Raw genomic sequence first — 13,870 nt, forward strand, 5'->3', positions numbered from 1 at the left:
GCGTTGCGGTAGTACTCGGAGGCCCTTAGGTAGGCATCCCGCGCACTTACCTTGTGACCTTTCGCAAGGCATTCGTCACCTATCTTCTCGATGCGCTCTCCGAGCTTTCTCCATTCCTCGTACCAGGCATGGAGAAGGGCCTGCATGTCGCCTTCCTTCTGTTTGATGCGGACTGCCGTGGAGAGTGATTCCCCTATGTCCGCCCCGTGCTCGAGAGTTTTAGCCATGACCCTGATAAGCTCGAAGACGAGGCTCTCGTCCTTAAAGAAAAATCCATCATGCCAGGTCGCCATTCTTACAAGCTTCCCTTTCTCCGGACCGTTTTGAGAAACACTATCCGGCGATGCTGCGTAAGCAGCCAGACTCCCGGTTGAAGCTATGGCACCGAGGGCGAGACCTGCTTTCAACACCGCACGCCGCGTCAGAGGAGCGCGTCCTTCATCACCCTTCGCGTTATCATTCTTTTTCATCGGGCCCCCTTCGCTCGAATTTGCATAATGTACGATTGTATCACAGGCGGGTTTGGTAATGTCAACAAGGAAATCTGAGCAACAACATTGCCAGTTGTACTCCGGGAATTATAAAAACGATAGGTAATCTGCATGTTTCAGAAAACAATGGTGTGCATCAGGCAAAAACTGTGTAGCTTTAACTATACTTGACATATAGTCGGATTATATGTAAAGTATAGTTACCATGATAGAGAGACCATTCTGGATTAGCCGAATAGAAGCAGCCTGGCAGGAAGCGCCCATTGTATGGCTTGCCGGTGTGAGGAGGGCAGGCAAGACAACCCTTGCCCGGAGTCTCGGTGATGAAAATGTTTATTATATAAACTGTGACCTGCCCTCGTCCTGTTGTGATTTTTGATGAGGTGCATCAACTCAGTGACCCAAGCATGGTGCTGAAAATAGGCGCAGACATATTCCCGCACCTGAAGATCATTGCCACCGGTTCATCAACGCTTGCCGCGAGTAAAAAGTTCAAAGACACCCTTACAGGGAGGAAACGCCTTGTCCATCTGACCCCTGTTCTCTGGAGTGAACTTTCTGCATTCAATAATGCACCGCTTTTAAAAAGGCTCTACCACGGGGGATTGCCTCAGGCGTTACTATCTGAAACGAAGCAGCCTGCATTCTATCGTGAGTGGGTAGATTCATTTTTTTCACGGGACATTCAAAGACTGTTTGCTTTCCGCGATCCAGACAAGTTCAACATGTTTTTTGAATATCTTATAAAACAGAGTGGAGGGCAGTTAGAGGTCACAAAAGCATCAAGCGCACTTGGCATCAGCAGGCCAACCATAGAAAGCCATCTGCGGGCACTGGAGATAACCCACGCCGTAACCCTCGTAAGACCTTTCTATGGTAGCGGACGGAAAGAAATCATCAAAATGCCGAAAGTCTATTGCTTCGATACCGGTTTTGTGAGCCTTTATAAAGGGTGGGAGCCCTTAAGACCTGACGATTACGGCCCTCTGTGGGAACACCTTGTACTGGAACACCTTCAGGCACATGCCTGGAACAATACAGTTCAGTACTGGCGTGGCAACAGCGGCAGGGAAATAGACTTCATTATCGTGCGGAACAGAGATGAGATAGATACAATAGAGTGTAAGTGGCGCCCGGGGCAATTTGATGTGTCATCGCTCAAGGCATTCCGGGATTATTACCCCAGGGGGAACAATTATCTTGTATGCCCCCTTTCAGGGCAAGGATATATGAAGAGTATTTCAGGTGTAAACGTCTATATTTGCAATCCTGGAGGATTGTCATTCACAAGATGAATAGCGTTCCGGCCAATTAAAGCTAAAAACCGAGGGAGCTCCTGGGATAATTCTGTTGACATACCCTGTGTAAATTAGTAGAATCCTTATCCTTAAGCAACATGAATTGGAGGAAAGATGGCACGAGTGTGTGATTTATGTGGAAAAGGCAAACAGGTTGGCTTTAATGTAAGCCATGCCAACAACAAGACGAAAAAGGAATGGCTCCCGAATTTACAAACTATTAAAATCGTGAAGGATGGGGCAACAAAGAGAGTAAGAGCCTGTACAAGGTGCATCAAGAAAGGCAACTTCCAGAAAGCAGCATAAAACGGTAAAACCTTCCTTTTTTCTGACCGGGTATTAAAACTCAAAGCGTAGAATGCAGCATTAAATACAATTAAATCTTATTCTATACTGTGAATGTTTTATTATTTCTTTATGATGCTCCCCGCATCCTTTCGACAGACCTTACCCCTTTAATCTTTTGCATAGATTTCATGATTTTTTGGAGCTGTGACATATTTCCGATTTCTATTTCAAAGATGCCCGCTGCTGATCTGTCCGGGTAAGTCATGGCGCTGGCGCTGAGGATATTTACCTTGTTTGCCGACATAATTGCACTGATATCGGATATGAGGCCTTTTCTGTCATCTCCTGATATTTTGAGCTTTACCGGATATGTAAAGTTTTTGTTCAGTTCCCATGAAACTTCAACCTTTCTCTGTTCATCATATGCGTGAGTATTTGAGCAATCCTCTGTATGTACGGTTATTCCCCTGCCACGGGTAATGAAACCGAATATTTTATCTCCGGGTATAGGATTACAGCATTTTGCAAATCTTACAACCATCCCGTCATCAATGCCTTTAATTTTAATGGAGGTGTCTTTGGGCCGTTTTATTGAGCCGATCAATTGTTTTAATTTGCTGGGTTTTTCTTTTTCAGGGATAAGCTTACCGAGCACCTGCAGCGGGGTATGCAAGCCATAGCCTATGCTCGCGAAATAATCGTCCAATGTTTCAAACCCGAAATCCTTAGCGCTGGCCAAAAGGTCCCCGGTTTTCAATATCTTGGAAAAGCTCAAGTCATGCTTTGACAATTCTTTTTCTATCAGAACCTTGCCGAGCTCTATACTTTGCTCCCTTTGCTCTGTTTTAATCCACTGCCGTATCTTGTTTTTTGCCTTTGAAGTTTTTACAAAGCCGAGCCAGTCCTTACTCGGTTTATGTGTCGGATTCGAAAGAATTTCAACAGTATCACCGCTTTTTAGGGCATATCGCAAAGGTACGAGCTTGCCGTTTATTTTTGCCCCAACGCATTTATTTCCAAGTTCTGTATGTATCGCATAGGCAAAATCTACCGGTGTTGCATCTTTTGGAAGTTCCCTTACTTCTCCCCTTGGGGTAAATATATAAATTTCATCAGGGAAAAGGTCGATCTTAAAAACCTCCATGAACTCTTTATTGCTTTTTAATTCCTGCTGCGATTCAATTATTCTTCTTAGCCAGGCAAAAACCTTGTCTTCTTTCGGGTCAAATACCTTACCTTCCTTGTATTTCCAGTGGGCCGCAATGCCTTCCTCTGCAATGCGGTGCATTTCATGGGTTCTTATCTGGATTTCTATTTTTTCACCACGAGGGCCTATTACTTTTGTATGGAGGGACTGGTACATATTTGCCTTGGGAATGCCTATAAAATCACTGAACTTGCCGGGTATCGGCTTAAAAAAGGCGTGAATTAAACCGAGGGCTAAATAGCAGTCCTTGACGCTGTCCACAGTAACCCTGAAAGCGGTCAGGTCGTATATGTCGTCTAATTCCAAGTTTTCCTGCTGCATTTTTCTATATATACTGTATAGTCGCTTTGCCCTTCCTGATATATCAGCTTGCAATTTATACTGGTTAAATTTATCCTTCAGCAACTCTATTACATCGTGAATATAGGTATCCCTTTCTTTTTTCTTCTTTGCGAGTTTTTCCGATATGGTTTTGTATTCCAAGGCATAAAGATATTTAAAGGTTTCGTCTTCAAGCTCTCCCTTTATCCATTCTATCCCAAGCCGGTGGGCAAGGGGGGCATAGATTTCAAGGGTTTCTTTGGCGATGATAACCTGTTTCTCAGAAGGGAGAAAGTTTAAGGTCAGCATATTATGGTATCTGTCTGCCAGTTTTATCAGTATTACCCTGATGTCTTTGCTCATCGCAAGGATCATCTTCCGTAAGTTCTCAACCCTTGAATCTTCCGATGTTTTCAACTGAATCCGGCCGATTTTTGTTACGCCGTCTACAAGATCTGCGACTTCTTGTCCGAAATATTCTTCGATATCTTTTTTGCTCACATAGGAGTCTTCCATTGTGTCATGGAGCAATCCTGAAACGACGCTCGGCACGTCGAGAGACATTTTTGTTAATGTATATGCCACCTCAAGAGGATGTATCAGGTAAGGCTCTCCGGATAACCTGGTTTGACCTTTATGTGCCTGCGCAGAGAAAATATATGCCTTTTCCAGTGTCTTTACATCTGCCTGGGGATTGTATTTCAGTATTTCTTCTACGATGTCGTTAAATCTGACCATTTCCGGTCCATTTGTAGTATACGGTGGGCATATATTGCGGGGCGAGTGTGAGTGCCCCAAGTTTTTCAAAGGGCAATGTGCTGTCCAGTTTTACCTTCGTTTCTTCTGAAATGATTATTTCACCGGGGGCGGCAAGCTTTTGAAGCCTGGCAGCTACATTAACCGGCATTCCGAGGGCGGTATATTCTCTTTTGTTAATCGAACCCAGAATGCCTGTAACAACGTAGCCTGTGCTTATCCCTATACCCATATGGAGTCCCTGGTCCTGCGCTTCCATTCTTTTTATCATTTCAACAGCACACTTTACCGCATTCTCTTCGTGTTTATCATGGTATACAGGTGCTCCAAACAAAGCCATGATGCTATCGCCGATATATTTGTCAACCATCCCTCTGTGCTGTACTACTACCTCGCTCATAGGCTGAAAATAGTATCTGTTCAGCAAAGAAGCAAGCTCAACAGGCGGTACTTTGGATGAAAGCTGCGTAAAACCCCTTATGTCTGAAAAAAGAATCGTTAAATGGGAGACCTTTGGTTCAAGGTGTGCAGGTTCGTCAATAAGTTCATTAAATATATCGGGTGATATAAACTGCCTCATCCTCCTCTTTATATAGTATTCCTTTACCTTCCATGTGATCTCTTTATTCTCAAAAGGCTTTGTGATAAACCCGTCTATGCCGTTTTCTATCGCTTTTATTGATGATTCGAGCGTCCCGTAGCCTGTAAGGATTATCTTTGTAAGACCCTGATGCAGCTTGTTTAACTGTTCTATTGTTTTTATGCCGTCAATGTGCGGGTTTTGCCCGACTAACGCCAACGCTTCCTCTCCGTTTATCGCAGATTGAACTGAGTAGCCGTCTTCTCTGAGTATCCTTGTAAGCGATCTCCTTATGCCCTCCTCATCGTCTACAATAAGGACTCCCAAGTGCATGTTATATTACCCCCTTTTTTTTATAATATCGTAACGAGGGAGAAATGACAAGAACTAATATCGGCGGCTTTCTCATCAGCACAATATACCACAGGTATTTATGCCTTTCTTTTCCTTCCGGTTTTGGATATGATAAATCCATGTATAACGGGAAGGTACAACTGGAGTTGAAAGGACAGATAGAGCGGATTACTTATTATAACGAAGAGAACGGCTACACGATTGCAAAAATGAAGGCACAGGGCAGGCCGGATTTGATTGCAATAGTGGGTACGCTTTTTTCCATAATCCCCGGCGAAGTGGTGAAGCTTTCGGGGTACTGGGATAGACATCCGAAATACGGTGAGCAGTTCAAGATCGTATCCTATGAAACAATCATGCCTGCAACCGTAAAGGGCATAGAAAAGTACCTTGGCTCCGGCATGATTAAGGGCATAGGCCCTGTTATGGCAAAGAGGCTCGTGACAAAATTCGGAAACGATACCCTTGTTGTTATAGAGAATGATATTGAGAAGCTTCATGAGGTCCAGGGCATAGGCGAAAAGAGAGTTGAGATGATTAAGATAGCCTGGGAGGAGCAAAAAGATATACGGGATGTAATGGTCTTTTTGCAGGGGAATGGAGTGAGTCCTGTCTATGCAATGAAAATCTATAAACAGTATGGCAAAGACTCGGTACAGGTAGTGATTGAAAACCCTTACAAGCTTGCCATGGATATATTCGGCATCGGTTTTATCACAGCCGACAAGATAGCGGAAAAGCTCGGCATCCCGAAGGATTCACAGATCAGGGCAGAGGCAGGCATCCTCTATGTACTGCATGAGCTGTCGGATGAAGGTCACGTCTATTACCCTTGCAATCCTCTTATCAAAAAATGCAGTGAGACTTTAACGGTTGAAGAGTCCGGTATTTCCTTTGCTCTTAATGCCATTTCCGCAGAAAAAAAGGTTGTCATAGAGGAACGTGAAAAGAATGAACAATCTGTTTATTTGACAAAATTCCATGTGTCGGAATGCGGTGTTGCGCAGCAATTAAAAAGCCTCCTTACATTTCCAAAACAGTTAAGGCTTGTAAATATTGAGCAGGCGATTGAGTGGGTGCAGAAGATATTGAAAATAGGCCTTTCCGAGAAGCAGATCGAGGCGCTCCGGGATTCGATAAACAGCAAGGTCATGGTGATAACGGGCGGCCCCGGAACAGGTAAGACTACGATCATCAACGCCATTATCAAAATTTATCAACGAATGGGTCAGAAGGTACTCCTTGCAGCGCCCACAGGCAGGGCGGCAAAGAGAATGACCGAGGCAACGGGGCATGAAGCAAAGACAATACACAGACTCCTTGAATATAGCCCGGGCAGCGGGGCGTTTAAGAAGAACGAGTCAAACCCGTTGGAAGCTGATTTGATTATCATAGATGAGGCGTCAATGGTGGATACCATTCTCATGTATCATTTTCTCAAGGCAGTGCCTTTGAAGGCAACCCTGATCCTTGTGGGAGATGTTGACCAGTTGCCTTCTGTGGGTGCAGGAAACGTATTAAGGGATATTATCGATGCCCATTGTCTTCCTGTGGTTAAGCTGAAGGAGATATTCAGACAGTCCAGAGAGAGCATGATTATCGTGAATGCACACAGGATAAACAGCGGCGAGATGCCTCTATTCAGGGGCGGTGAGGGCTATCTCCATGATTTCTTTTTTTTCACAATTGAGGAGCCTGAAAAAGTACTGGAAAAGATTGTATATCTCTGCAAGGAAGGTGTTCCTTCGCGGTTCGGATACGATCCCCTGGATGCTATCCAGATACTAACTCCGATGCACAAAGGGGTTGTGGGGGTTTCAAGCCTCAATACAGAGCTCCAGAAGGAGTTGAATCCGGGAAGGGATGAGCTTAGCCGCGGCGGCAGAATATTCAGAGCCGGAGACAAGGTGCTCCAGATAAGAAATAATTACGACAAGGATGTATATAACGGCGACATTGGCAGGGTCAGAGAGATCGACAGGGACTCAGGGCAGCGAATACCCTGTGGTTATTATGCCGTTGCTTACCCAGCACTATATGCTCCTGCAGCGGAACCTCTTATATACAGGTATTACACGGGGTAAAAAACTCGTTATACTTGTCGGGACAAGGAAGGCACTTGCAATAGCCATAAAAAACAACAAGCCGCAGATGCGATACACAATGCTTAAAGAGCGACTGATGTCGGGTTTTAGTTAATAAACCGGAGTTTCCAGAGCTATTCGGACTGAGGCTAATCGGCATCAGCAGCAATCGTATTTATCCGAGCATGAGCAATCAGGAGCAGTGCCTTTCAGAGCGCCGCGGATAACGGCATAGGCACAGCCCACTCCTGCCGAAACTGTCATTGCTTCAAATGGACAGTTACGGCTGCAAGCCCCGCACTCGATGCAGGCATCCCGGTCAATTATGGACACTTTACCGTTATTAAGACTCAAAACAGCACGCGGGCATACCTCCTCACATCGACCGCATCCTGTGCACTTTGATATGTCCAGTTCGAGTGTGACCACATCTTTCAGATATCTCATAGCATCAATCATGTTGTCTTCCACAAACCGATTATATGTAACACAATGCCGGAGACTAATGCAAAACCGATAAGCGGCATGGCAAATTTCATCTCCTTTTTCACACCGGAAAGTGATGTGTATGTAGTGGCGCCGGTATAATTGAGCGACAGAAAGGAAGAGATCGCCGGCAGGATAAGAAGATACACTGCATTATCTGTCTGCTGATTTCCGTTAAACAGGGTATAGATAATAGTGGCGACAATACACGCAAGCCACCCCTTAAAGGCCAGGGAAGGGCCTGGAATCCAGGGGAGCAGAGCCGGGACAAAGAGGCAGCCAATGAGGATTGCTCCCACGTAAGGAAGGAACCGCAAAAAGGTTGACCACGAGATCATATCCCCTGCAGGATAGCTGGACAATAATACAAATAGAAGGGCTGCAAGGCCAATTTTCCATGACTTGACAAATTCTACAGGCACCACCGCAAGCCGTTCCCTTAAAGTAAACGATACGGTACGCATCTGCCTGTCCGCCTTCAACCCGTTTTCAAGAAAGCGGTGAAGATCGGCAGCACGTACAGGGCCATAGACAACTTTAAAGCCTGTCGTGCGTGCCACTTCATGTGCGGCTACTCCTGGTGCAGCAAGCTGGGGAAGAATAAGAGTCCTGTGACGGACAATGGAAGAAAGGTTTGCCGTCCTTATCTGTCTGATAACCTCTTCGGTACCGAAAGTACCCTTTCCTGCAGCACACCAGACATTCACCCCTTTGGTGTCCAGCACCAGAACCCATGCATTTATATGCTGAAGGTTTTTTCTGAGGTTGTCAAAAGATAGCTTGTAGTTGGCTGTGACCAGAATCGGTGAGTCAGCATCAGGCTTCCCGGCTGCATAGAGTCCTGGATTCACTATATATCGCATCCTGCCGATTCCCCAACGAGCACGAGAGCCGCCGAGTCTGTCCTGAAAGGCAAGGCGTGTACTGATTACAGGGATGAATCCTATTCCTGAAGGATGCCAGCCATTGATCCACCCTGGTGCTTTATCTATTTTTTTCATTTTTGTTCCCTTTCATTGTTTTTGTCGCTTCCCCATATTTCTTGTTGTGCATCTTCGCATTCTCCTGTTTCACAACAACATCCTGATGAGGGGATTATATCAGATAATATCGCTATGCTTTCTATCACAGTTTGATGTTTGGATTCGGGGATACGGGCAAAAAGAGAAGCAAAATAAAGGTTCCATTGCATGTTGATGCCGGCCGTAACCTTCTTACCCTGGGGAGTCAGAGAAATATGCTGGCTCCTCCGGTTGCCCGTGATAGTTTCCCTGTTGATAAGACCGGTTGTAACAAGACCGTCTATTGTCCTGCTTAATGTGCTTTTATCGAGTTCAAGCTCACCTGCAAGCTCAGTAACTGTTGTAATCCTTTTTGCTTCAACAGCCAACAGGGTATGGCATTGAGCTATGGTAACACCGCAGCAGAACGAATCTTCTTTAAGCTGCATGGCAAGCTTCTTTTCAAGCAACCGCAAATTTTTTCTGAATAGTTGAATTATAAATTCATCCATGTTGTTTGCCTAATAGTTTCATATTACAACAATTGTATAGTACAACATAAAATATGTCAAGTTTTTTTATCCGGGATTTGGCATTTTGTTTCATTATGTGATAAAATAGTTCAAAAATAATTTATGGAGGTATGAGAATGTTTAAAGGACGTATTTTTTACTGCTTTTTCATCGCAATACTTATTTTGTCTTTTGGAATCCTTACAGGATGTGCCAAACCGCCTGCAGAAGAGATGGCAAAGGCCGAAAAGGCTATAGGAGATGCAAAACAAAAGGAAGCGCCTGTCTATGTACCGGATCTCTTTACAAAAGCGGAAGCATCATTTAAGACGGCGAAAGACTACGTAGATGGGAAGAAATATAAAGAGGCAAAGCAGGCTGCCATAGAGGCTGAGGCCAATGCTCAGCAGGCAATTGCAGGGATTGATGCTGTTAAGGCAAAAATGAAGGCAGATGCCGATAAGCTTGTTCAGGATATTCAGAAAGCAATCGATGATATGAAGGCCACAGTTTCAACTGCTCCGAAAAAGAAGAATCTTGCAAAGGCAGTTGAAGAAGTCCAGGGCATAATTACGAAATTTGAAACAGACCTGACAGGTATCAAAGAGAAACTCCAGAGCCCGAAAATAAAAGAAGCTGGCGACGAGTTGAAGGCATTGAATGATCAGATAAACACGAAGAAAGACGAATTGCCGAATCTTTTATCTGCCACCCCGGCAAAGAAAGATTTACCCCCAGCACCACCGAAGAAATAATGAAGAAATAGTATGGAAAAAAGGGCGGGTTCATTTGCTAACCCGCCCTTTTTTATTTAATCAAAATAAATGTTGCATTCTTTCTTATTTAATGGGATAATGAACATGGAGTTTCGGAAGTATTTGTTAGTTGTAACCGCAGAAATTATTTTTTGTAGTCCCTTCGTAACACAGTTCCGTATTCTTCCACATTCTAAAAAGGAGGTAAGTCGATATGGCAAAAGGAACTGTGAAGTGGTTCAACGAGTCCAAAGGTTTTGGTTTTATTACCAAAGATGATGGTGCAGATGTGTTTGTTCACTATTCATCCATTCAGGACAGTGGTTTTAAATCACTAGCTGAAGGCGAGACAGTGAGTTTTGATGTAGTAAGTGGTCCTAAGGGTCCTGCTGCATCAAATGTAACAAAAGGCTAAGCCCAACCAAGAAGGCCCGGTTATCCGGGCCTTCTTTCTTTTTAAACACTCTATAATTAATATCGATTTTAAGAAAGTTTCCACTAATGAAAAATATTACATTGAAAATATTGCAAGCACACGTTATTTCTACCAGATATTTTGTCTGCTCTATATTAATCTTGAAAAAATAAATCCCTATCACAGGCTGGTATATCTTATACCAATTTGGATTCATAAATAGCACCCAGAGAGAGGGTACCCGGACGTAGGCGTACTTCCCGGTAAGTTGAGGAGTGTGACGATGAGTTAACGAAGTTTATGATTTGAAGGCTAATTGGTATTAAATATTTTTTGACACCTTCGACCGGGAAGTGGTAGACAAAAGGAGGGGATACAATTTAAGAAAATTCAATGAAAGGGGTCCTGTGATGCCACGGATAAAATTGAGTGAGCTAAATAATTATGAATTTCATTATACAGTAACGCTTGAGCCGAGGGACATAAACTATGGAGGACACCTGGGCAATGATGCACTTGTATCTCTCATGGGTGCGGCACGGGTCAATATGCTTCGCTCAATAGGTGTTAGCGAGAAGGACCTTGGCGATGGGAAAACGGGTATAATAATGTCGGACCTGGCAGTGAACTACAAATCCGAAGCTTTCATGTTTGATGAACTTGTAATTGATACACATGCCGGAGAAATAAGTAGAAGCAGTTTCCGGCTCTTTCATCGCATAAACAAGGGGCAGATCGTTGTTGCCCTTGCAGAAACAGGTCTGACCACATTCAACTATGCTTCAAGAAAGGTTGCCCCAATACCGGAGGTATTCCTGAAAGCTCTGGCCGAACATGGGCTTCAAAAATAATATAGACCTGTTCCGAATCGAGGATCGGAGATGTTTATCATTGAAAACCCTATGTTGTATTATGTACAATAGGGATTATGGACGAACTGCTCGACTTTGCAATACATTGTGCTTTTGAATCCGGGAAAATTCAGCGAAAATATTTTGAAAAAAGTATCAATATTCGCCACAAAGGGGAGACAGATCTTGTCACCGATGTGGATATGGCCTGCCAGGAAAAGATTATCGGGCTTATAAAAAGGGCATTTCCGGATGATGATATTATAAGCGAAGAGAAAAAGAACGATTTTGACGGAAAAAAGAACAGGTGGATTATAGATCCTCTTGACGGCACAACGAATTATGCCCACGGGTATCCTTTTTTTTGTACTTCAATTGCCTATGAAGTGAATGGACAGATTACGTACGGGGTAGTTTATAATCCCATATTTAACGAATTGTTCTTCGGGAGAAAGGGAGCAGGGGCATATCTGAACGGTGAAAGGATAAAAGTATCGTTCGTCAATGATTTGAAGCAGGCGTTGTTGAGTACAGGCTTCCCATACAATATTGCTACTACCGAAAGAAACAATGTTGATCATTTTTTAAATTTTCTTTTTAAAGCCCAGGCAGTAAGAAGGGATGGATCGGCTGCGCTCAATCTCTGTTATGTGGCCTGCGGCAGATTTGATGCCTTTTGGGAGTTGAGCCTGAATTCCTGGGATATGGCAGCAGGCTGTCTTATGATAGATGAGGCCGGCGGGACAGTGACGAACATTCAGGGGAACAAGTTCAGCGTGTATAAAGACACGATAGTCGCATCAAACGGTCTTATACACAAGGACATGCTGATGGTCTTGAATGAGAAATGATTGTCAGGGATTGCGGGTTCTATATTACCGGTCATCAAGGCATATCAGGCAGCTTAAAATCCAATATCCGAAATAAAAAGGTGGGTCTATGAAAGAATATACAATTGAAGATCTTAAACACATTGTAAGGCCGGAACTTGGCGAAGAGGTTCCATTGATCTTGTTCAGGATTTTGCGGATTATCGGCATGAGAAGTATTTTGGGTGAAAGTTCGGGGGTAACGCTCTATATGATGGGGAAGCATGTAGGGAACATGGTAGGGGCAGGGGACATTACCGAATTCAAAGACAGGATAAGAGAATTGAGGATTGGTATACCGGAAGTGGAGATCGTTGACGAAGACCACATAACTGTGAAGCTTTACGAGTGTATTACCTGCGCCGGCTTCGGTAATACGGGCGAGATGTTCTGCGACATGGAAAGCGGCATTATAGCGGGGATTATTGAAAAAGTGTATAGCAAAAAGGCCAAATCTACACAGACAAAGAGCTGGTCTGTGGGATATAATTATTGCGAATTTGAGATATTTATATATTAACCGGCGGACTTGCCGGATGATTTAACGGGTTGGTAAAATAATGACAGACGAGAATGAACAACTGAGAAAAAGGTTGAGGGAAATAGAGATCGAGATTGAAGAGGTTAAGAGCCTTTCTCAGGCGAGGAACATGCTTCTTGAGACAAATATTACAGAGTTGAATGACGTGTATATGGCTTTAAATGAAAAGCTGAAAGAAATCAGGAGTAGAGATGAAAGGATCAAAGCTTTTGAAGATGAGTTCAGAAGGGCGAACAAGCTTTCCACGCTGGGGGAACTTGCAGGCTCTATTGCTCATGAAATAAAAAACCCGCTTATTTCCATACAGGGGTTTGCAAAGAGGATAGAGAAGGCGGAAGATGGTGATAAAATAAAGGAATATGCCGGTTTGATTGATAAAGAATCGGGCAGGCTATCGAATGTGTTGGCGAAGCTCCTTGAGTTTTCAAGGATGGATGAGCCTAAAATTGAGCCGGTTGATATAAACGGGATTGTGGATGATACGGTGCTGTTTCTGGAACATCACCTGACAAGGTTTAAAAACGTTACACTTTTTGTTGAAAAAGATGAGACCCTGACGCAGGTTGAAATAGACAGGATACATGTCCAGCAGTCTCTTGTGAATATCGTAATGAATGCAGCCCAGGCAATGCCTGATGGCGGTGATATACGTATAAAGACAGGGAATATAGGTGGATATATCTATATTTCTGTTGCTGACCAGGGGACAGGCATTGCCCCTGAGCATCTGGATAAAATATTTGAGCCGTTTTTTACTACAAAGAAGAAAGGCGAGGGGACAGGGCTTGGACTTTCTCTTTCAAAAAGGCTTGTTGAAGCGAGCAATGGAAAGATCGATGTGGAAAGCACAGCAGGGCAGGGCAGTATTTTCAAAATATTGTTGCCGGTAAGGCATTTATAGTTCCCTCCATGACTTCGTCAAGGTTTAAGTTTTATGAAGTTTACGGGTTTTTTTATTGGATGTGCAACGTGAAACTTCTGATCAAATAAACTTGACAGATTTATAATATTGGTTAAAATAAAGAACAGCATCAAGGGGGATTCACAAGAAAATAAAAAAA

Annotated in this window: 15 protein-coding genes and 1 pseudogene; 10 read left to right on the plus strand and 6 right to left on the minus strand. The window is 43.7% G+C overall.

All coding sequences use genetic code 11. The features are described 5' to 3' along the window. Nucleotides 1-470 (minus strand): hypothetical protein (locus NT178_15320; protein MCX5813898.1); only part of this gene is annotated, 470 nt, incomplete at its 3' end. A gap of 226 nt (nt 471-696) precedes the next feature. On the opposite strand from NT178_15320, the gene NT178_15325 reads away from it, so the two are divergent. From NT178_15325 to rpmB, 3 genes are all read left to right on the plus strand, one after another. Next, nucleotides 697-870 carry a hypothetical protein gene (locus NT178_15325; protein MCX5813899.1) on the plus strand — a complete coding sequence of 58 codons (174 nt, stop codon included), beginning with the start codon at nt 697-699 and terminating at the stop codon, nt 868-870. After that, on the plus strand, nt 860-1,786 hold the full coding sequence (locus NT178_15330) for a DUF4143 domain-containing protein (protein MCX5813900.1): 927 nt from the start codon (nt 860-862) through the stop codon (nt 1,784-1,786). Before NT178_15325 ends, NT178_15330 begins: the two co-directional genes overlap by 11 nt. 117 nt (nt 1,787-1,903) lie before the next feature. Then, nucleotides 1,904-2,095, plus strand: coding sequence for a 50S ribosomal protein L28 (rpmB, locus tag NT178_15335; GenBank protein ID MCX5813901.1), 192 nt, complete (start codon nt 1,904-1,906; stop codon nt 2,093-2,095). 109 nt (nt 2,096-2,204) lie between these two features. Here the strand turns inward: rpmB and NT178_15340 are convergent, their stop codons facing one another. Both NT178_15340 and NT178_15345 read right to left on the minus strand, forming a co-directional pair. Further along, nucleotides 2,205-4,343: a bifunctional (p)ppGpp synthetase/guanosine-3',5'-bis(diphosphate) 3'-pyrophosphohydrolase gene (locus tag NT178_15340; protein ID MCX5813902.1), complete on the minus strand. Its 2,139-nt coding sequence runs from the start codon at nt 4,341-4,343 to the stop codon at nt 2,205-2,207. Further along, nucleotides 4,330-5,274 carry an adenylate/guanylate cyclase domain-containing response regulator gene (locus NT178_15345; GenBank protein ID MCX5813903.1) on the minus strand — a complete coding sequence of 315 codons (945 nt, stop codon included), beginning with the start codon at nt 5,272-5,274 and terminating at the stop codon, nt 4,330-4,332. The genes NT178_15340 and NT178_15345 overlap by 14 nt, the downstream gene beginning before the upstream one ends. Nucleotides 5,275-5,414: 140 nt before the next feature. Between NT178_15345 and NT178_15350 the strand changes: the two are divergent. Beyond that, nucleotides 5,415-7,494, plus strand: a pseudogene (locus NT178_15350) (ATP-dependent RecD-like DNA helicase). A gap of 44 nt (nt 7,495-7,538) precedes the next feature. Here NT178_15350 and hgcB read toward each other — a convergent pair. The 3 genes from hgcB to NT178_15365 are packed head-to-tail and all read right to left on the minus strand — an operon-like array spanning nt 7,539 to nt 9,378. Further along, nucleotides 7,539-7,838 (minus strand): mercury methylation ferredoxin HgcB, encoded by a 300-nt coding sequence (hgcB, locus tag NT178_15355; protein MCX5813904.1) that lies wholly within the window; start codon nt 7,836-7,838, stop codon nt 7,539-7,541. Next, nucleotides 7,835-8,866, minus strand: a complete 1,032-nt coding sequence (hgcA, locus tag NT178_15360; GenBank protein MCX5813905.1) for a mercury methylation corrinoid protein HgcA — start codon at nt 8,864-8,866, stop codon at nt 7,835-7,837. Before hgcA ends, hgcB begins: the two co-directional genes overlap by 4 nt. After that, nucleotides 8,863-9,378 carry a MarR family winged helix-turn-helix transcriptional regulator gene (locus tag NT178_15365; protein ID MCX5813906.1) on the minus strand — a complete coding sequence of 172 codons (516 nt, stop codon included), beginning with the start codon at nt 9,376-9,378 and terminating at the stop codon, nt 8,863-8,865. The genes hgcA and NT178_15365 overlap by 4 nt, the downstream gene beginning before the upstream one ends. A 137-nt stretch (nt 9,379-9,515) precedes the next feature. Between NT178_15365 and NT178_15370 the strand changes: the two genes are divergently transcribed. The 6 genes from NT178_15370 (at nt 9,516) to NT178_15395 (ending at nt 13,710) form a co-directional block, all read left to right on the plus strand. Continuing rightward, a complete protein-coding gene (locus NT178_15370) occupies nt 9,516-10,133 on the plus strand; it encodes a DUF4398 domain-containing protein (protein MCX5813907.1) in 618 nt (205 codons plus the stop codon). 214 nt (nt 10,134-10,347) lie between these two features. Next, a complete protein-coding gene (locus tag NT178_15375; protein MCX5813908.1) occupies nt 10,348-10,548 on the plus strand; it encodes a cold-shock protein in 201 nt (66 codons plus the stop codon). A 410-nt stretch (nt 10,549-10,958) separates the two neighbouring features. Then, entirely contained in the window at nt 10,959-11,399 is a 441-nt protein-coding gene (locus tag NT178_15380) for a thioesterase family protein (protein ID MCX5813909.1), read from the plus strand. A 77-nt stretch (nt 11,400-11,476) separates the two neighbouring features. Then, entirely contained in the window at nt 11,477-12,250 is a 774-nt protein-coding gene (locus tag NT178_15385) for an inositol monophosphatase family protein (GenBank protein MCX5813910.1), read from the plus strand. A gap of 88 nt (nt 12,251-12,338) precedes the next feature. Next, nucleotides 12,339-12,788 (plus strand): hypothetical protein, encoded by a 450-nt coding sequence (locus NT178_15390; GenBank protein MCX5813911.1) that lies wholly within the window; start codon nt 12,339-12,341, stop codon nt 12,786-12,788. A 40-nt stretch (nt 12,789-12,828) separates the two neighbouring features. Continuing rightward, on the plus strand, nt 12,829-13,710 hold the full coding sequence (locus NT178_15395; GenBank protein MCX5813912.1) for an ATP-binding protein: 882 nt from the start codon (nt 12,829-12,831) through the stop codon (nt 13,708-13,710). Nucleotides 13,711-13,870 lie beyond the last annotated feature (160 nt).

The organism is Pseudomonadota bacterium (assembly GCA_026388255.1).
Classification (GTDB): domain Bacteria; phylum Desulfobacterota; class Syntrophorhabdia; order Syntrophorhabdales; family Syntrophorhabdaceae; genus JAPLKB01.